Source organism: Paenibacillus sp. J22R232, from assembly GCF_056269165.1.
The window spans coordinates 228236-242105 of record NZ_JBWDNK010000003.1 but is presented as its reverse complement, the minus strand read 5'-3'; the positions used below and the strand labels follow the sequence as shown (position 1 = coordinate 242105).

Annotated in this window: 18 protein-coding genes; 1 reads left to right on the top strand and 17 read right to left on the bottom strand. The window is 48.2% G+C overall.

Annotated elements, in window-relative coordinates:
- Positions 1–101: 101 nt before the first annotated feature.
- The 5 genes from AC0YN3_RS12075 to AC0YN3_RS12055 form a co-directional block, all read right to left on the bottom strand.
- Positions 102–482: a VOC family protein gene (locus AC0YN3_RS12075; protein ID WP_475775303.1), complete on the bottom strand. Its 381-nt coding sequence runs from the start codon at positions 480–482 to the stop codon at positions 102–104.
- Positions 483–528: 46 nt separating this feature from the next.
- Positions 529–1269, bottom strand: a complete 741-nt coding sequence (locus tag AC0YN3_RS12070; RefSeq protein ID WP_475775302.1) for an MBL fold metallo-hydrolase — start codon at positions 1267–1269, stop codon at positions 529–531.
- A 70-nt stretch (positions 1270–1339) separates the two neighbouring features.
- Positions 1340–1705, bottom strand: a complete 366-nt coding sequence (locus AC0YN3_RS12065; protein ID WP_475775301.1) for a hypothetical protein — start codon at positions 1703–1705, stop codon at positions 1340–1342.
- A 105-nt stretch (positions 1706–1810) separates the two neighbouring features.
- Complete coding sequence (locus tag AC0YN3_RS12060) at positions 1811–2710, bottom strand: pyridoxamine 5'-phosphate oxidase family protein (protein WP_475775300.1); 900 nt, start codon at positions 2708–2710, stop codon at positions 1811–1813.
- A 15-nt stretch (positions 2711–2725) separates the two neighbouring features.
- Positions 2726–3265: an HPP family protein gene (locus AC0YN3_RS12055; protein ID WP_475775626.1), complete on the bottom strand. Its 540-nt coding sequence runs from the start codon at positions 3263–3265 to the stop codon at positions 2726–2728.
- Positions 3266–3411: 146 nt separating this feature from the next.
- On the opposite strand from AC0YN3_RS12055, the gene AC0YN3_RS12050 reads away from it, so the two are divergent.
- Complete coding sequence (locus AC0YN3_RS12050; RefSeq protein WP_475775299.1) at positions 3412–4401, top strand: GntR family transcriptional regulator; 990 nt, start codon at positions 3412–3414, stop codon at positions 4399–4401.
- 142 nt (positions 4402–4543) lie between these two features.
- Here the strand turns inward: AC0YN3_RS12050 and AC0YN3_RS12045 are convergent, their stop codons facing one another.
- The 12 genes from AC0YN3_RS12045 to AC0YN3_RS11990 all read right to left on the bottom strand — a co-directional run bounded on the left by AC0YN3_RS12045 (position 4544) and on the right by AC0YN3_RS11990 (position 13795).
- A complete protein-coding gene (locus AC0YN3_RS12045) occupies positions 4544–5128 on the bottom strand; it encodes a DinB family protein (protein WP_475775298.1) in 585 nt (194 codons plus the stop codon).
- Positions 5129–5313: 185 nt separating this feature from the next.
- Positions 5314–6099: a TatD family hydrolase gene (locus AC0YN3_RS12040; RefSeq protein WP_475775297.1), complete on the bottom strand. Its 786-nt coding sequence runs from the start codon at positions 6097–6099 to the stop codon at positions 5314–5316.
- Entirely contained in the window at positions 6092–6673 is a 582-nt protein-coding gene (locus AC0YN3_RS12035) for an RNA 2'-phosphotransferase (RefSeq protein WP_475775625.1), read from the bottom strand. Before AC0YN3_RS12035 ends, AC0YN3_RS12040 begins: the two co-directional genes overlap by 8 nt.
- Positions 6674–6960: 287 nt before the next feature.
- Entirely contained in the window at positions 6961–7845 is an 885-nt protein-coding gene (locus tag AC0YN3_RS12030) for a 5'-3' exonuclease (RefSeq protein ID WP_475775296.1), read from the bottom strand.
- 34 nt (positions 7846–7879) lie between these two features.
- Positions 7880–9130 carry an aminotransferase class I/II-fold pyridoxal phosphate-dependent enzyme gene (locus tag AC0YN3_RS12025; RefSeq protein ID WP_475775295.1) on the bottom strand — a complete coding sequence of 417 codons (1251 nt, stop codon included), beginning with the start codon at positions 9128–9130 and terminating at the stop codon, positions 7880–7882.
- Positions 9099–9473, bottom strand: coding sequence for an arsenate reductase family protein (locus AC0YN3_RS12020; protein WP_475775294.1), 375 nt, complete (start codon positions 9471–9473; stop codon positions 9099–9101). Before AC0YN3_RS12020 ends, AC0YN3_RS12025 begins: the two co-directional genes overlap by 32 nt.
- A gap of 43 nt (positions 9474–9516) precedes the next feature.
- Positions 9517–10473 (bottom strand): RluA family pseudouridine synthase, encoded by a 957-nt coding sequence (locus tag AC0YN3_RS12015; RefSeq protein WP_475775293.1) that lies wholly within the window; start codon positions 10471–10473, stop codon positions 9517–9519.
- On the bottom strand, positions 10470–11042 hold the full coding sequence (locus AC0YN3_RS12010; protein WP_475775292.1) for a cob(I)yrinic acid a,c-diamide adenosyltransferase: 573 nt from the start codon (positions 11040–11042) through the stop codon (positions 10470–10472). Before AC0YN3_RS12010 ends, AC0YN3_RS12015 begins: the two co-directional genes overlap by 4 nt.
- Before the next feature lie 102 nt (positions 11043–11144).
- Positions 11145–12365: an aminotransferase class I/II-fold pyridoxal phosphate-dependent enzyme gene (locus tag AC0YN3_RS12005; RefSeq protein WP_475775291.1), complete on the bottom strand. Its 1221-nt coding sequence runs from the start codon at positions 12363–12365 to the stop codon at positions 11145–11147.
- A 15-nt stretch (positions 12366–12380) separates the two neighbouring features.
- Entirely contained in the window at positions 12381–12872 is a 492-nt protein-coding gene (locus tag AC0YN3_RS12000) for an Lrp/AsnC family transcriptional regulator (protein WP_183557190.1), read from the bottom strand.
- Positions 12873–13127: 255 nt separating this feature from the next.
- Positions 13128–13535, bottom strand: coding sequence for a spore coat protein (locus AC0YN3_RS11995; RefSeq protein ID WP_475775290.1), 408 nt, complete (start codon positions 13533–13535; stop codon positions 13128–13130).
- A 35-nt stretch (positions 13536–13570) separates the two neighbouring features.
- Positions 13571–13795: a hypothetical protein gene (locus AC0YN3_RS11990; protein WP_475775289.1), complete on the bottom strand. Its 225-nt coding sequence runs from the start codon at positions 13793–13795 to the stop codon at positions 13571–13573.
- Positions 13796–13870 lie beyond the last annotated feature (75 nt).

Sequence of the window (13870 nt, the reverse complement as noted above, 5' to 3'; positions counted from 1 at the left end):
TCTCACGCACATGCTCCATCCGCTGCAGCACCGTCTCCTTATCTGCGTTAATGAGGGCTGCTGTGATAGACGGCATCGACAAGCGATAGATCAATGCTGATTCATGCTTTTTGGAAAAACTCGATCCATTCCTCTTCGGGTCCGTATATGAAGAAATAACGAATCCCGCTTGGCATCGATGCAATCGCTTCATTAATAAACGCAGCGCCAAGCTGCTTGATCCGGTTCCATTCGTCGTCGATATTGTCAACGGAGAATGCGACATGATGGATTTTGCCTTCGGACGGCAATTGATCCTTCAGGCCCTGAATCATTTCGATTACAGTCTCATCTTCCAATCCATACCCTAGGAAAGCTACCTCTAGCCCACCCGCATGTACGTCCCTCTCCTTCACTTTGAGCCCAGCCACTTCCGTATAGAACCGAATGGATGCATCTATATCCTTGACCATAATCCCAACATGATCGATTTTTCTAGTCATATGATTTCCTCCTGTGAATCGTTAATGTGGTTTTCGGAGCAGGGCACTATACCGAGAAAACTTCTTTTGTTTGTAAAAAGCGTACTTGTATGCGATTTTGTCCGCTCTTTGTCAATCGATTCGGAATGTCCGATGTCTCCGTATAGATAGGCGGATGATGCGCTGCCTTATAATGGATCGGAATGAGCGTCTTAGCTCCTAGAATCTCCGCAGCCGTAACTGCTTGCTCAGGCGTTAAACAGATTGGCTGATCGCTGGTTGGGCTGACTCCCGGGAATTGTGTTACGGCTCCGTTAACGGGAAGGCATGCGACATCAAACTTGCCGAACGCTTTTACAAACGTCCACCAGTAGCCATGCCATAATGTGTCGCCTGCATGAATCATTTGCTTGCCGCCACCGCGTATAATCCAAGACACCTGCGGATCACCCGAGCCGTCCACCGCATGAGCGGCAAGGAATGTAATTGGGCCAATCGTATAGGGTACGCCGATTGCAAGGCCAGTTACGCGAGTCAATCCGCTGCTAACCGCTAGATCGACGATTTCCTCGGTAACGAATACCGGAACATCTGGACCATAAGCCGCAATAATCGCTCGTGGATCAAAATGATCAGGATGTTGATGGGTGATCAGAACGGCAGCAACTGGCCCATACGCTTCTAAAGGGAAAAACGACTCATGCGGTTCGCCTAACTTTTCAGGAAAATGGTAAAGCGGATCGATCGCAATAGCCGTACTTTCTAATTCAACCCGTATGCCAGCCCACGGAAGCTTCTGAATATTCATAATCGCAATCCATCTCCCTCTATTCAGTCCTAATGAAGCTACTCTCATCAGGTCTGTATTTTTTCATTTTTTACAAAATAATAGGTACGTAACCATCCATCATAAATTGGGAAAAGGATAAATGGCCGCCGTTCCCTTCGCTACCGACCAGTTGAACCCCTGCCTGACGCACCTCTTCCACCACTTCAAAGGCTCCCGCGCAGGCTCCGCAGCCTCCCTTGATGATGCCTGTCTTCATCACTTGCTTATATAAAGGATTGAGAAGGTGATCCGGCTTCGTGAATTCGTTAGGCCACTGCGTTCCCGCTCCGTCAAAATAAATTTCCACTTCCATCCCGGCCTCATGCAGCTCTTGGCCGTACAATAGTCCATGCATCGCTTTCCCCATATCTTGCTGATTGGCTTGTATGATAATCAAATATTTAGTAGTGCTCATTTGAATGCCTCCCTAAAATGATTATAATCCGCAGCTGTAACAAATCCATTCCGCTCGTTATCGGTTAATCTCTCACCTCCTTTCATATGCGTGTATCGCTTCGCCTCACGGATTGTAGGGAGACAACTCCGTCTCTTCCCACTGCATTTCAGCTGCGTTATTTAATTGGACAACCTCCTCCACGACAAATTGAACTACTCGTTCTGCACCTGGGAACTGTGCTGATTCCTCTTCATCCCAAACGATTTCGGCCTTGCCGGTCAGATGAAGCGAATGACCATGTTCATAGTCAATAAACAGCAGGCCCGAAGCAGGGTTCGAATAAATATTGCCCAGCGTGTTAAACATCGAATTGCCGTAATAGTCAGGAAACCTGATTGTCTTCGCATCGATTACTTGCAGAAATCCAGGATTCCCACCGCGATGAGAGGCGTCCATTTCTCCGCTTGCGCTCATACTGCCAATGTAGAACGTATCCGTTAGCGCGATCCACTCCCGTTGCTGCTGAGTCAATTCATTGCTTTGATGCATCGACTTTAGCTGCCTATGGGCATCTGATTCCGCTCGAAGCGATCTTTTTTGAATATATTTAGGACAATTCCCGTAAACCTGATGAGCAGTCACAATCAATTCCCCCTGCTCGACATGGGCTGTTCCGTTGATTCGCAGCCTAATTCTTCTTTTCGTATCGATAATAAGCAGACCTATTTGTTCCTGATTTAACCACATAGAAGCAAATGGATCGTCCTCAATAAATTCATCACGGATCAGCATCGTATGCTCATCCAACACTTCGGCAAAGCCTGCTTCTCCAGTCAAAAATGTCACCCAAACGTTTCCTTTGCGATCCGCGGATGACAAAACCGCGAACTGTTGCGATTTGAGAAACTGGATGATTCCATTGGAAAATCGAGCGCTGATCATCTTTGCGTTCTGGTCAGCAATCTTCCCTTCTCCCGTTCGTTTTTGTACGAACAGCTCGCCCTCATGGTACACGTCCATCATGCTGTCTACCTCCAATCAGAACCAGAATGTCGGATATTTGCGTTTTTTATCCATATTGTTAATGAGTAAAGCCAACACTACGATAAGCACGGATCCGATGAATACCGGCGTAAGCAAAAAAGTCCAGCCGCTGCCGCTAAGAATAACAACCAATGGGTCTGCTCCTGCAGGCGGATGCGTCGTTTTACTGAGCATCATCAAGCCAATCGACAAACCTACAGCCGCAGCCATAACCCAAATGCTTTGTCCAAAGAGATGAAAGCAAAGCAGCCCAACTAACGTTGAAATAACATGCCCGCCGATAATGTTGCGCGGCTGTGACAAAGGTGAATCCCAGATACCGAATGCTAGAACACAGGTTGCGCCAAAAGGAGCCATCATCCACGCACTTGCTGTCAGCTCGGTCAATAAAGCTAAAATCGCGATTACGGTAAAGCCGCCAATAGCACCAATCAGCGCATTTCTCGGAGCGAATTTTAAAGGACTCCTGCCTTTGCCTTTCATCTTTAACCAAAATCCAGATTCATCCACCTTACTCAAAGCGCCCACCACCATATACACATTTAACTAGTTAACTAGTTATATAATTTATTTAACGCGATGTCAACCGTCTTTTTGTTTTTCTTTCTCTTATCCCATTTGGAATATGTGTAAAACAACGCTATAATATAACTAGTCAACCATGAAATGAGGTGTCTATTGTGGAAGAAAATCAATATATCCTTCAGGTTAATCCCCACTTAACCTTTAATGTAAATACGCAAATCAAAGAGCAGCTCAAATGGCTAATCGGAATTGGACAAATGGAAGCCGGCGATTTGCTTCCTTCAGCAAGTCAATTAGCGGATGAGCTTGAGTTAAACCGGAATACAGTCAACTGGGTATATACCCAGCTGCGTAATGAAGGCCTTGTTACCATGCAAAAGGGCTTTGGGACACAGATCACCGGCGGGGTTGAAACCAAGCAGCTTGTGGAGCAACGTAAACCGATGCAGCAGCTTTTGAATGCGACCATGAAAGAGGCTTCCGCCTTAGGATTTGATTTGCAAGCTTTTTTTATGGCAGGTCTTGCCTATTCTTTGCTGCAGCCTCCTAACCCCGTTGGCAAGCTTCGCATTTTACTTGTGGAATGCAGCGGACATGACCACCCTTTTTATCGCCAGCATATTGAACGGGCAACCGAGGGTGAAGTCGAGATTTTTTTTCTGAATGATATTTCCACGACTAATGAAAGCGTTAGAGAAGCAGCCCTTCGTTCCGATGTAATCGTTACAACCATGAACCACGCCGAAGAAGCCAAAGCTCTTTTTGCCAGCTTTGACAGTAAGGTTATTGTAATTGGGGCAACGATTGAAACCTCTCTGCTGCTTGATATCGCCAAGTTGAAGCAGGATACGCATGTCGCGTTTGTGTGTTTGGGGAAAATAGGAGGAGAATGGATGGCCAATCGTGTTCGAGAAGCCGGTATTAACCAGCTTCGCTTTGAAACGATGGGGTTGAATGAGCGTGAACGTCTGAATGAGGCGGTCTCGGGTCTGGACAAAATATATGCCTCTGCCGCCGTATTTCCGGAACTGCAGCAAATGTTTCCCGATAAAACGGAGCTATTCCCAATGAAATTAGAAGAAAGCAGTAAAAACTTATTAGAGGAGCTCGTAACGCATCCTGCTGTCAAAGGTGTGCGAGCATAGCTTCCTTTTATTATCTGAATTAACGATACTTATCCCATTTGTATGAGAGGGATCAACGTTATTGCATGTAGCTGAAGCCGCGAACGGGGTTATAAGCCGGATATGCTCCTCTTACCCTTGCAGGTTTAATCATTTCACCTTCTTAGCGCAAGGGGAGCCTATCATCCATGGACTGGCCAAATTCATCTTTTACGATTTGCATTTGAGTGATATGGCGTTTGGCATGCTGGCATAAGAAATATATATATTGATAAACGTCAATTTTTCCAAGATCATGAACGGACATTGTCGTTTTATATAAAATTCCTTCGCCGTTTGGTATCTCTTTAAGGATTTCGCTACATTCATTTATCTGCTCATCCAATATTCTTTTTATTTCGGATATGCCCTTATCGCCTACCGGCTCCATATGTTCTGGCCGTATCCAGACAAATGATTTATGCTTTTCGATTTGCTCAAGTTCACCTAAGTTATATTCATAATTCGAAATAGCTTGATCCAGGTTTGTCCTCCTTGCAAGATCCTTAGCCTTGTTCTTGCCTTTACGAATCAAAATCAATAAAAAATGGTTGGTCAGCGTAACATGTTCTAATACTTGTTCAATGCTCCAACCTGTTTTTGGTTTAAAATGAAGCAGCGCTGGTTGCAGATCAAACCATGGATAGTAATCATCTCGTGTTCGTGAAAGATCCTCTTCAATGTACCGAATAGCTTTCAATACCGTCATCGTTCTCCCACCTTCCGATAAGTCCAGATTGGTCTACGAATAATTGCCTTATCCTCACATTTACAATTTGAGTATAGCAGCTATTTTTATTCCTTATCATCAAGAAATGCCTTGTTCTCCCTATCGTACTATATCAGCATGCGCAATTTATCCGCAGCTCTTGAATTCGAATATGCTTTAATCGATCAAATACGGAAAAACGCCTCAGCCGTCACTGTCGTTGCCTCAGCAACCTCCTCCTCTGATTTCCCCATGCATCGCGCTACTGCTTGAAGAATATGAGGCAAGAATGCAGGTTCGTTCCGACCGTCCTGCGGTTTTTCCTTCATATCTCGCGGAGTAAGAAAAGGCGCATCCGTCTCGATCATGAGTCGGTCCAGCGGAATCATTCGGACAAGGTCACGCAGATGCCTGCCTCTTCGCTCATCACAAATCCAGCCGGTGATACCGATGTGGAAGCCCATTTCAAGATACGCCTTAAGCTCGGATTCCGTCCCGGTAAAACAGTGGACAACCGCTTTTTTTACCGCATGCTCCTTAAGAATCGCCAAAAAATCCGAAAATGCCTCCCGTTCATGCAGAAAAAGCGGCATATCCAGCTCAATCGCCAACCGGATTTGTTCGGTGAACCATCTGCGCTGCACGTCGCGGGGCGAGAAATCCCGGTTATAGTCCAGACCGCATTCCCCGATCGCCACTACTTGAGGCAAGGCTGCCAATTCTTTTAATTTGGACATCGTTTCTTCGCTACAGCTCTTTGCATCATGAGGGTGAATACCCGCCGTACTATACAGATTCCCCTTATAACGTCCGGTAAAGCGTGCTGCTTCCATACTGTTTCTAAGGCTTGTGCCCGTAATGACGAGCGGAGTAATGTTGTTTGCGACTGCCCTTTGAACAACCTGGTCCCGATCCTGCTGAAATGAACGATGCATCAAATTAATGCCAATATCCATAATACGTTTACTCATGATTCTCTCTCTCCTTTTCCTGATGGTGCCATACAGAGCAGCTTTCCTGCGGAACGCGATCTGCCAGCCATACCTCATTACCCGCGTAATAGAAAGTGACGCCTAACTGCGCGGCCCTTAACGTATCCACCTTCAAAATAACCAGCTCGCCTCTGCGGCTGCCGGCTAATGTTGCAAAATCGGTGCCTTCCGACAAATGAACATACTGTCTGTCCATCGGTCTTAATCCTTCTATCAGGATAGATGGCAGAGCCTTCTTATTCGTTCCATGATACAAAACGGCTGGCTGAACGCCAGGCGCATAGCTGATTTTATTATGGCTGTGCCCGTATCTCGCGCTTATGCGCCCGTTCTTTATTTCAAACCGCTGCTTCTCCGAGTTCCGTACGACCTGCTCTATATCTTCCGGCTTAACCCATGACCACTCTGACTCGGCGCGAATGATTTCCAGTAGATCGTTCACCGTACATGAGCCGTCCTTAGGATCCAAGACAAGACCGAACTCCTCCGGCGTATGCCGCAGCAGTTTAGTCATCCATTTGCTTAACCTTTTTTCTATCGTTTGATTTAACATCACTTTCACATCGCTTCCTAATCCTTCTTTTCTTTTTTCTATTTTCCTGCTTCCCCTGCTTTTCCCTTGACTGCATTATAACCAATCTGAATGCTGCGGGCTGGGAATTTTCAATTAAAATCAAACACTACTGGTTACCACTCCCCCAAACGCCGCTAAAATAAGCAAATGAGCTCATAAAAAAACAGCTCAATCAACGCCGAAGCGGATTAGCTGTTTTGCAATACTGTTTACAATGCTTTTGCAATGCTGTATTGTAATGCTGTTTGCAATGCTGTATTGTAATGCTATTTTACGATGACAGGTTGTCCCAACAATTTGATCAGGCTGCCGAATTCCAGCTCATCAAACTTTCGGACGACTGTTTCCGTGTCCATGTTCCACAAGCAATCGAGCAATTCGCATGCTACAGGCGCATTGAGTTGAATCGTCGCCAAATCGCGCGAGAGATGAAGCATGTCCAGATCCGCTTCAATTTTGGCACGGATTGTCTTGGATACAGATTCCAAATTAGCAAGCAAGCCTTCAATGGAACCATGCTCTTGAATGAGCTTATGCGCTGTTTTCTCGCCAATCCCTTTGACGCCGGGATAATTATCGCTCGTATCGCCCATCAAGCCTTTAATGTCAATGATTTGAATCGGCGTCAGCTGTCGTTCTTCCATCAAACTTACTGGCGTGTATACCATATAGTTGCCGATTCCTTTTTTCATGATCGCAACGGAAACCCGATCATCAACCAGCTGCAGCATGTCATGATCGCCGGTTACGACAAAGATATCAGCTTGGTCTTTAAGCGCAGCCGCCAACGTGCCGATGCAATCGTCCGCTTCATAACCCGCAATGCCGATGTTCGGCACGTTAAAGCTTGCCACAACATCCTTTACGAGATCGAATTGCGGAATCAAGTCTTCCGGGGCTGCAGGACGGTTCGATTTGTAACCGTCGTATTGCTCCGTTCTGAAAGTCGTGCTTCCCATATCCCAGCAGCATACGACATGCGTAGGATTAAAGGTATGGATAGCATCCATGAAATACCGTACAAAGCCGTGCACCGCATTCACCGGTACGCCGGTACTCGTCCTGCGAATGCTTCCTCCGAATGATGTAGCGAAATATGCCCGAAATAATATTGCCATGCCGTCAACCAACAGCAGCCGTTGCTCACTCATTATTTAAAAACCTCTCTCTCACAATTGCGTGCTACTACCTTTTATGCCCACGAATAAAGTTTCCAATCCTTCTCGCCGCTTCTTTCAGACGCGCCTCATTCTCCACAAGCGCAATTCGTACGTATCCTTCACCCTCTGTGCCGAATGCTTCACCCGGAACGACAACCACTCCGGTCTGCTTCAGCATTTCCTGGGAAATTCGGCGTGAATTCCAAGTCTCATCCTGAGCCCACTGCATAGGAGGCAGCGGCGCCCAAATAAACATCGTAGCTTTCGGGGCGGCAACCTCCCAGCCCTCTTCACGCAGCGCTTCCAGAAACACGTCACGGCGATGCTCGTATAGCTTGCCTGCCTTCGGCAGGTCCGGATTCGCGATTGCTTCCCGCAATGCAACGATACCCGCTTCCTGTATAGGATCAAATACACCGTAATCGATGTTTGCTTTCAGCTCGCGAAGCGCCCCTACGGCTGCCGCATTGCCAGCCAAGAAGCCGATGCGGCAGCCGGCCATATTGAAGCTTTTGGACAAGGAATGAAACTCGACAGCCTGCTCAATTGCCCCCGGAACCTCGAATATGCTCGGCGGCTCGCAGCCGTCAAAGCCCATTTCGGAATAGGCCAAATCATGCACAACCAATACTCCATGCTGACGGGCTTTGTTAATCAGCTGCTCAAAAAAAGCAAGATCCGCGACAGCGGAGATCGGATTGTTCGGATAATTCAACAAAATAAAAGAAGCTCTATCCCATTCCTCATCCGAGATCGCTGTTAGGTCAGGCATGAAGCCATTCTCTGCCCTTAATGGCATGAGCTTCGCCTCTACCCCTGCTAGCGCAAGCGATGCTGCATAAATCGGATATCCCGGGTCAGGCAGCAGCGCCATATCGCCTGGATCGCAAAGGGCCATGGCGAGATGTGCCAGCCCATCCTGTGAGCCAAGCAGGGTAACGATCTCGCTTGCCGCATCAAGCTCAACGTTGAATCGATGCTTCATCCAAGCCGCGGCTTGCTGGCGAAAGGGCATTCCGCTCCTCGTTGCCGGATATGCATACATATCCGAGCGTAAAGCCGCTTCGCTTAGTGCCTGCTTAACGGCTGGCGAAGGAGGCTGATCCGGGCTGCCGATACCAAGATCAATAATATCAAGCCCGCTCTCCGCAGCGGCAAGCTTCCAAGCCGCTACCTCTGCAAAGATCGACGATCCCAGCTGCGACAGACGGTTTGACCGCCATTTGGTTTGCGACATTCTCCATTCACCCTTTTCCTTTATTCCAAGCTTGTTCATACTGCTCTTCCTTATAGCCAACCGTAACCTTTTTCCCGTCTGTCACGATTGGACGCTTGATGAGCATGCCGTTCGATGCGAGCAGCGCATATTGGTCATCAACCGACATTGCCGCCAGCTTGTCCTTCAGTCCTAATTCCCGGTAGACATCGCCAGAGGTGTTAAAAAACTTTTTGAGCTCCAGCCCGCTGTTTGCTACAAGTACTTTCAACTCGTCTGCCGAAGGCGTATCCTCGACTATATTGCGAGTTGCAACGTCATTTCCTTTATTTTGAAGCGATTTCAATGCAGCTTTGCATGTGCTGCATTTAGGATATTGAATAATGGTTAATGGCTTTGTCATTCTGCTGCATCCTCCAGTATCGATATAAACGTTCCGTTGTTAGTTATGTGGTAAGCTTCTGCACTAACCGTTCAAGCTCAGGAGGCAGATCTGCCTGCCACTCCATCCATTGCTTCGTGATGGGGTGTGTGAAGCCCAAAATTTCGGCATGCAATGCCTGTCTGCCAGCTTCAAGCTCCCACTCCTCAACGCTGCCCTGCTCGGATCCATACATTTTGTCGCCAATCAATGGACAGCCGATGTGCTTCATATGGACGCGAATCTGATGCGTTCTTCCCGTCTCCAGCTTCAGGCGGACGGCTGACGCCGGTCTATTGGACGTTTCATGATAGCTCGTCAATGTCTCATAATGCGTGACCGACGGATAGCCGGTTGGCGTGACGATCCGAATATGAGGCCGTTCAGGGTCACGGTCAATCGGTTCATCAACCGTGCCCTGCTCGGGTGTCGGGCTTCCATACACATAAGCGCGGTAGAGCTTCAAGAAACCATTTGCCTGCATTTGCTCGGACAGCTGCTGATGGACGTATGATGTTTTCGCGATTGCGACAAGGCCGGAGGTTTCTTCATCCAATCGATGCACAGGTCTAAATCGTACCTGCTCGCCTCGCTCCTGCCAATGGAAAACAACGCCATTAGCAAGCGTTCCCGTATAATGCCCATGCGTTGGATGCACGATCATGCCTGCCGGCTTATTCACAATTAAGAGATCCTCATCCTCGAATACGATTTGAATCGGAATCGGCTGCGGTAATATATCCTCCGAAACTTCCCTTAGCATCCTCACGCGAATAATATCGCCGGCAGCAACAGGGGCTGTCGTGTAGGCACGAACCTCGTTCACCGTCAGTCCGTGCTCCGTCAGCTTCACCTGCGACAGCAGCTTTCGGGAAACGCCAAGCTGCCGCTCAAGAACGGTACGCACCGCTTTGCCATGCTCCGCTTCCCGAACAATCGCTACTAATGGCCGATAATAAAGCTTTTCGAAGGAATCATTCATTTCTTCGGCTTCCCAAACACATGTGCGCTTCGCACATATTCGGTGTCATTCACGCCAAGCTTGGCATTCGCGGCTCTTGCCGCCGCAAAGAAAAAGTCGGACAAGCGGTTTAAATAGGTGAGTACTTCTTGATTAACGGCATGCTCGCCTGCAAGCGTAACGACGCGGCGCTCTGCGCGGCGACATACCGTCCTGCATACATGCAGCAAGGCAGACACCGAGCTTCCCCCTGGCAGTATGAATCTCGTAATTTCCGGAGCTTCGCCGCTATATTGATCAATCCAGCCTTCTAGACGAGCCGCCGGCTCAGCTGATATTTTCAAAGGAGCTCCTGGGGCCGCATAAGCAAGATCAGATCCGCAATCAAACAGCTCCTGCTGAATATCGATAAGCAAAGCAGCCATCTCCGCAAGCTCATCACGCTTGCTCGCCTCTGCCGCTGCTTGCCCGACAAAGGAATTGAGCTCATCAATCGTACCGTATGCCTCGACGCGAGCGTCATCCTTGCGTACTCGCCCGCCAATTAAGGAGGTCTGGCCGCTATCTCCTGTTTTCGTATATAGTTTCAACCTCTTCAGCTCCTCATCCATTCCCGGATCGTTAATCATGCAAACAGCAGGCCGGATAATCTCCTGACCTGCTGCTCATTTAAGTCATGTTTCAAGCTTGAATTAGCCCTGCTGCTTCAAACGGTGGACAAAGCCGCCGATCCGCTCAAGCGCTTCGGTTAGATTGGTAACGGATGTTGCGTAGGAGCAGCGAAGATGGCCTTCGCCTCCGAGTCCGAATACATCCCCGGGTACTGCGGCTACCCCCGCTTCATCCAGCAATCGCTGCGCGAATTGTTCACTGGTTAAGCCCGTTGAAACGATGGACGGAAACGCATAGAAGGCTCCCTGCGGCTCATGGCAGTCGAGGCCAATATCCCGAAAGCCCTTCACGACTAAGCGGCGCCGCTGGTTATACGCTTCCACCATTCGGTCCTTCTCCTCCAAGCCGTGCTGAAGCGCTTCAAGAGCCGCATATTGTGCCATGATCGGAGCACACATCACGGTATATTGATGGATCTTCAGCATCGCCGCGATCAAATCGGGATGACCGCATGCATAGCCCATCCGCCAACCTGTCATCGCAAACGCCTTCGAGAAGCCGCTGACCAGAATGGTGCGATCCTTCATGCCCGGCATAGCGGCAAAGCTGACATGCTTGGAGCCGTACGTCAATTCCGCGTATATCTCATCCGAAATGACGACAAGGTCATGCTCTTCCACAAGCTTCGTAATCGGCAGCCAGTCCTCATAAGTCATGGTTCCGCCGGTTGGATTGCTTGGGTAACAAAGAATAAGCACTTTCGACTTCGGCGTAATGACCGCTTTTAGCGATTCTGCTTTTAGCTTGAATTCATCCTTGGCATACGTTTCGATTCCTACCGGCTTTCCGCCCGTAAGTGCCGTAATTGGCGAATATGAAATATAGCAGGGCTCCGGGATTAGAATCTCATCTCCTGGCGCAATGAAAGCCCGCAGCGCGAGATCTATCGCTTCGCTTCCCCCAACCGTAACCAAAATTTCGTCCGCAGGGTTATATTCTACGGCGAACTGGTCATTTAAGTACTGCCCAATCGCTCCGCGAAGCTCCGGCATGCCTGCATTCGAGGTATATTGCGTTTTCCCCGTTTCAAGCGCATAAACAGCCGCTTCCCTTACATGCCAAGGCGTAACAAAATCAGGCTCGCCTACGCCAAGCGTTATGACATCCTTGCGCGTGCTGACCAAATCAAAAAACCGACGGATCCCCGACGGTTTAATGTCCCGAACGAGCGGAGACAAGTAATCGGCCATGGATTGGCGCCGCACAGGTGTGGAGGGTTGTTTCTCTTCGTCTTTAATCATTGCCATCACCCTTTTTTACGGCGAAACCATCAACCGATGATCCCCTTCATGCTCCTCGAAGATAATGCCGTCCTGTTTGTATTTTTTTAAGATAAAAAACGTTTTAGTCGATAATACCGCGTCGATCGGCGATAATTTATTCGAAACAAAAGAGGCAACCTCTTTTAAGTTTTTCCCTTCAACCTCAACCAGCAGGTCGTAAGCACCGGACATGAGATATACGGATTTTACTTCCGGATATAAATAAATGCGCTCGGCGATTCCTTCGAATCCGCGACCGCGTTCTGGTGTGATTTGAACCTCGATAAGTGCCGTTACCTTCTGGTCATCAATCTTGCTCCAGTTTACAACGGTAGCGTATTTCACGATAATATGATCGTTCTCAAGCTCGGCGATCGCTTGCTTCACTTCCTCGATAGGCACGGCTAGCATTGTAGCGATCAGCTCGGCGTCCCGTCGCGCGTCTTCCTTCAGCAGTTCGAGCACTTTCAACTGTAATTCGGTCATTGTATAACTCCTTCCAGTACGACTGCGATTATAAAGAATATTTTACAACTTTTTCGAATGACGCGCAATCAAAGGCTTTCGGGAAGCCGCGGCTTTTCCAAGCGTCATGCGACCCTGCACGATTGGATATGTATCGATTATTTCAATGCTATAATTCGATGCTTCCTATTCATTTTTCTGGTGGATGCCTGTGATCATCGTGCTAGCCATGCAAATGAATGCAACCAAAAAAGACCCGCTAGGGGTCTTTTCCGGTTACATATAATAGGGCTGCCCGTTTTGCTGATGCTGGCTTGATTGCTGCATTTGCGGCGTGTATAGGGTTTGATTTTGCTGGCCGCCCAGCGTTTGCTGTAAAAACTGATTCGTTTTTTGCTTCGTTTGCTGATATTGCTTCGCTTGCTTATCAAGCTCTTGGCGTAGCACGGGCGATGACGTGTTATACATATTGGCTTGCTGCATCGCTTGGAACATTTGGCCTTGAAGCGCCAGCGTATTGTCCGTCAGCTTCGTAAATAGCTGGCGAATATCGGGACATGTCGACTCGGTTGCGGCAGTTGCGTATTCGCGAACAATCCTCTTTAAATCAGAGAGAATGCCGCCGGCCAAATCTTCTTCCGTTAGGACCGATTGTTTTTGCTGCTGTTGTTGTTGTTGATACATATCGACTTGCCTCCTATGTCTATTATGGCGTTCTCTTATTGCTGCGGCTGCGTGGGAGCCATTTGCTGGTGATGCGAAATCGCATGCAGCAATGAATCATAATGCTGCTGATGCGTTTGAATCATTTGAGAGGCAAGGCTCTTTAGAGCAGGGGTAGTACCCGTTGCCGCCAAGGCCGCGCATGACTTAATTTGCGCATCTTCATTGGACATAGAGTCAGCGATGTACTCCAGTTCTTTCCCTGTCATTGGCTGAATCATTATTCATCCTCCTAATTTCAATATGGATTGCTTAAGCACCACGGACCCATTATTTTCGTGCCAAACGTATTATGA

What these genes read in the sequence shown, in the direction of transcription:
- AC0YN3_RS12025 (WP_475775295.1), bottom strand. Translation starts at nt 9,130, where the DNA reads ATGAACAAGCTTGGAATAAAGGAAAAGGGTGAATGGAGAATGTCGCAA.
- AC0YN3_RS12060 (WP_475775300.1), bottom strand. Translation starts at nt 2,710, where the DNA reads ATGATGGACGTGTACCATGAGGGCGAGCTGTTCGTACAAAAACGAACG.
- AC0YN3_RS12065 (WP_475775301.1), bottom strand. Translation starts at nt 1,705, where the DNA reads ATGAGCACTACTAAATATTTGATTATCATACAAGCCAATCAGCAAGAT.
- AC0YN3_RS12030 (WP_475775296.1), bottom strand. Translation starts at nt 7,845, where the DNA reads ATGAGTGAGCAACGGCTGCTGTTGGTTGACGGCATGGCAATATTATTT.
- AC0YN3_RS11995 (WP_475775290.1), bottom strand. Translation starts at nt 13,535, where the DNA reads ATGTATCAACAACAACAACAGCAGCAAAAACAATCGGTCCTAACGGAA.
- AC0YN3_RS12055 (WP_475775626.1), bottom strand. Translation starts at nt 3,265, where the DNA reads ATGGTGGTGGGCGCTTTGAGTAAGGTGGATGAATCTGGATTTTGGTTA.
- AC0YN3_RS12020 (WP_475775294.1), bottom strand. Translation starts at nt 9,473, where the DNA reads ATGACAAAGCCATTAACCATTATTCAATATCCTAAATGCAGCACATGC.
- AC0YN3_RS12075 (WP_475775303.1), bottom strand. Translation starts at nt 482, where the DNA reads ATGACTAGAAAAATCGATCATGTTGGGATTATGGTCAAGGATATAGAT.
- AC0YN3_RS12070 (WP_475775302.1), bottom strand. Translation starts at nt 1,269, where the DNA reads ATGAATATTCAGAAGCTTCCGTGGGCTGGCATACGGGTTGAATTAGAA.
- AC0YN3_RS12035 (WP_475775625.1), bottom strand. Translation starts at nt 6,673, where the DNA reads ATGTTAAATCAAACGATAGAAAAAAGGTTAAGCAAATGGATGACTAAA.
- AC0YN3_RS12040 (WP_475775297.1), bottom strand. Translation starts at nt 6,099, where the DNA reads ATGAGTAAACGTATTATGGATATTGGCATTAATTTGATGCATCGTTCA.
- AC0YN3_RS12045 (WP_475775298.1), bottom strand. Translation starts at nt 5,128, where the DNA reads ATGACGGTATTGAAAGCTATTCGGTACATTGAAGAGGATCTTTCACGA.
- AC0YN3_RS11990 (WP_475775289.1), bottom strand. Translation starts at nt 13,795, where the DNA reads ATGATTCAGCCAATGACAGGGAAAGAACTGGAGTACATCGCTGACTCT.
- AC0YN3_RS12000 (WP_183557190.1), bottom strand. Translation starts at nt 12,872, where the DNA reads ATGACCGAATTACAGTTGAAAGTGCTCGAACTGCTGAAGGAAGACGCG.
- AC0YN3_RS12015 (WP_475775293.1), bottom strand. Translation starts at nt 10,473, where the DNA reads ATGAATGATTCCTTCGAAAAGCTTTATTATCGGCCATTAGTAGCGATT.
- AC0YN3_RS12005 (WP_475775291.1), bottom strand. Translation starts at nt 12,365, where the DNA reads ATGATTAAAGACGAAGAGAAACAACCCTCCACACCTGTGCGGCGCCAA.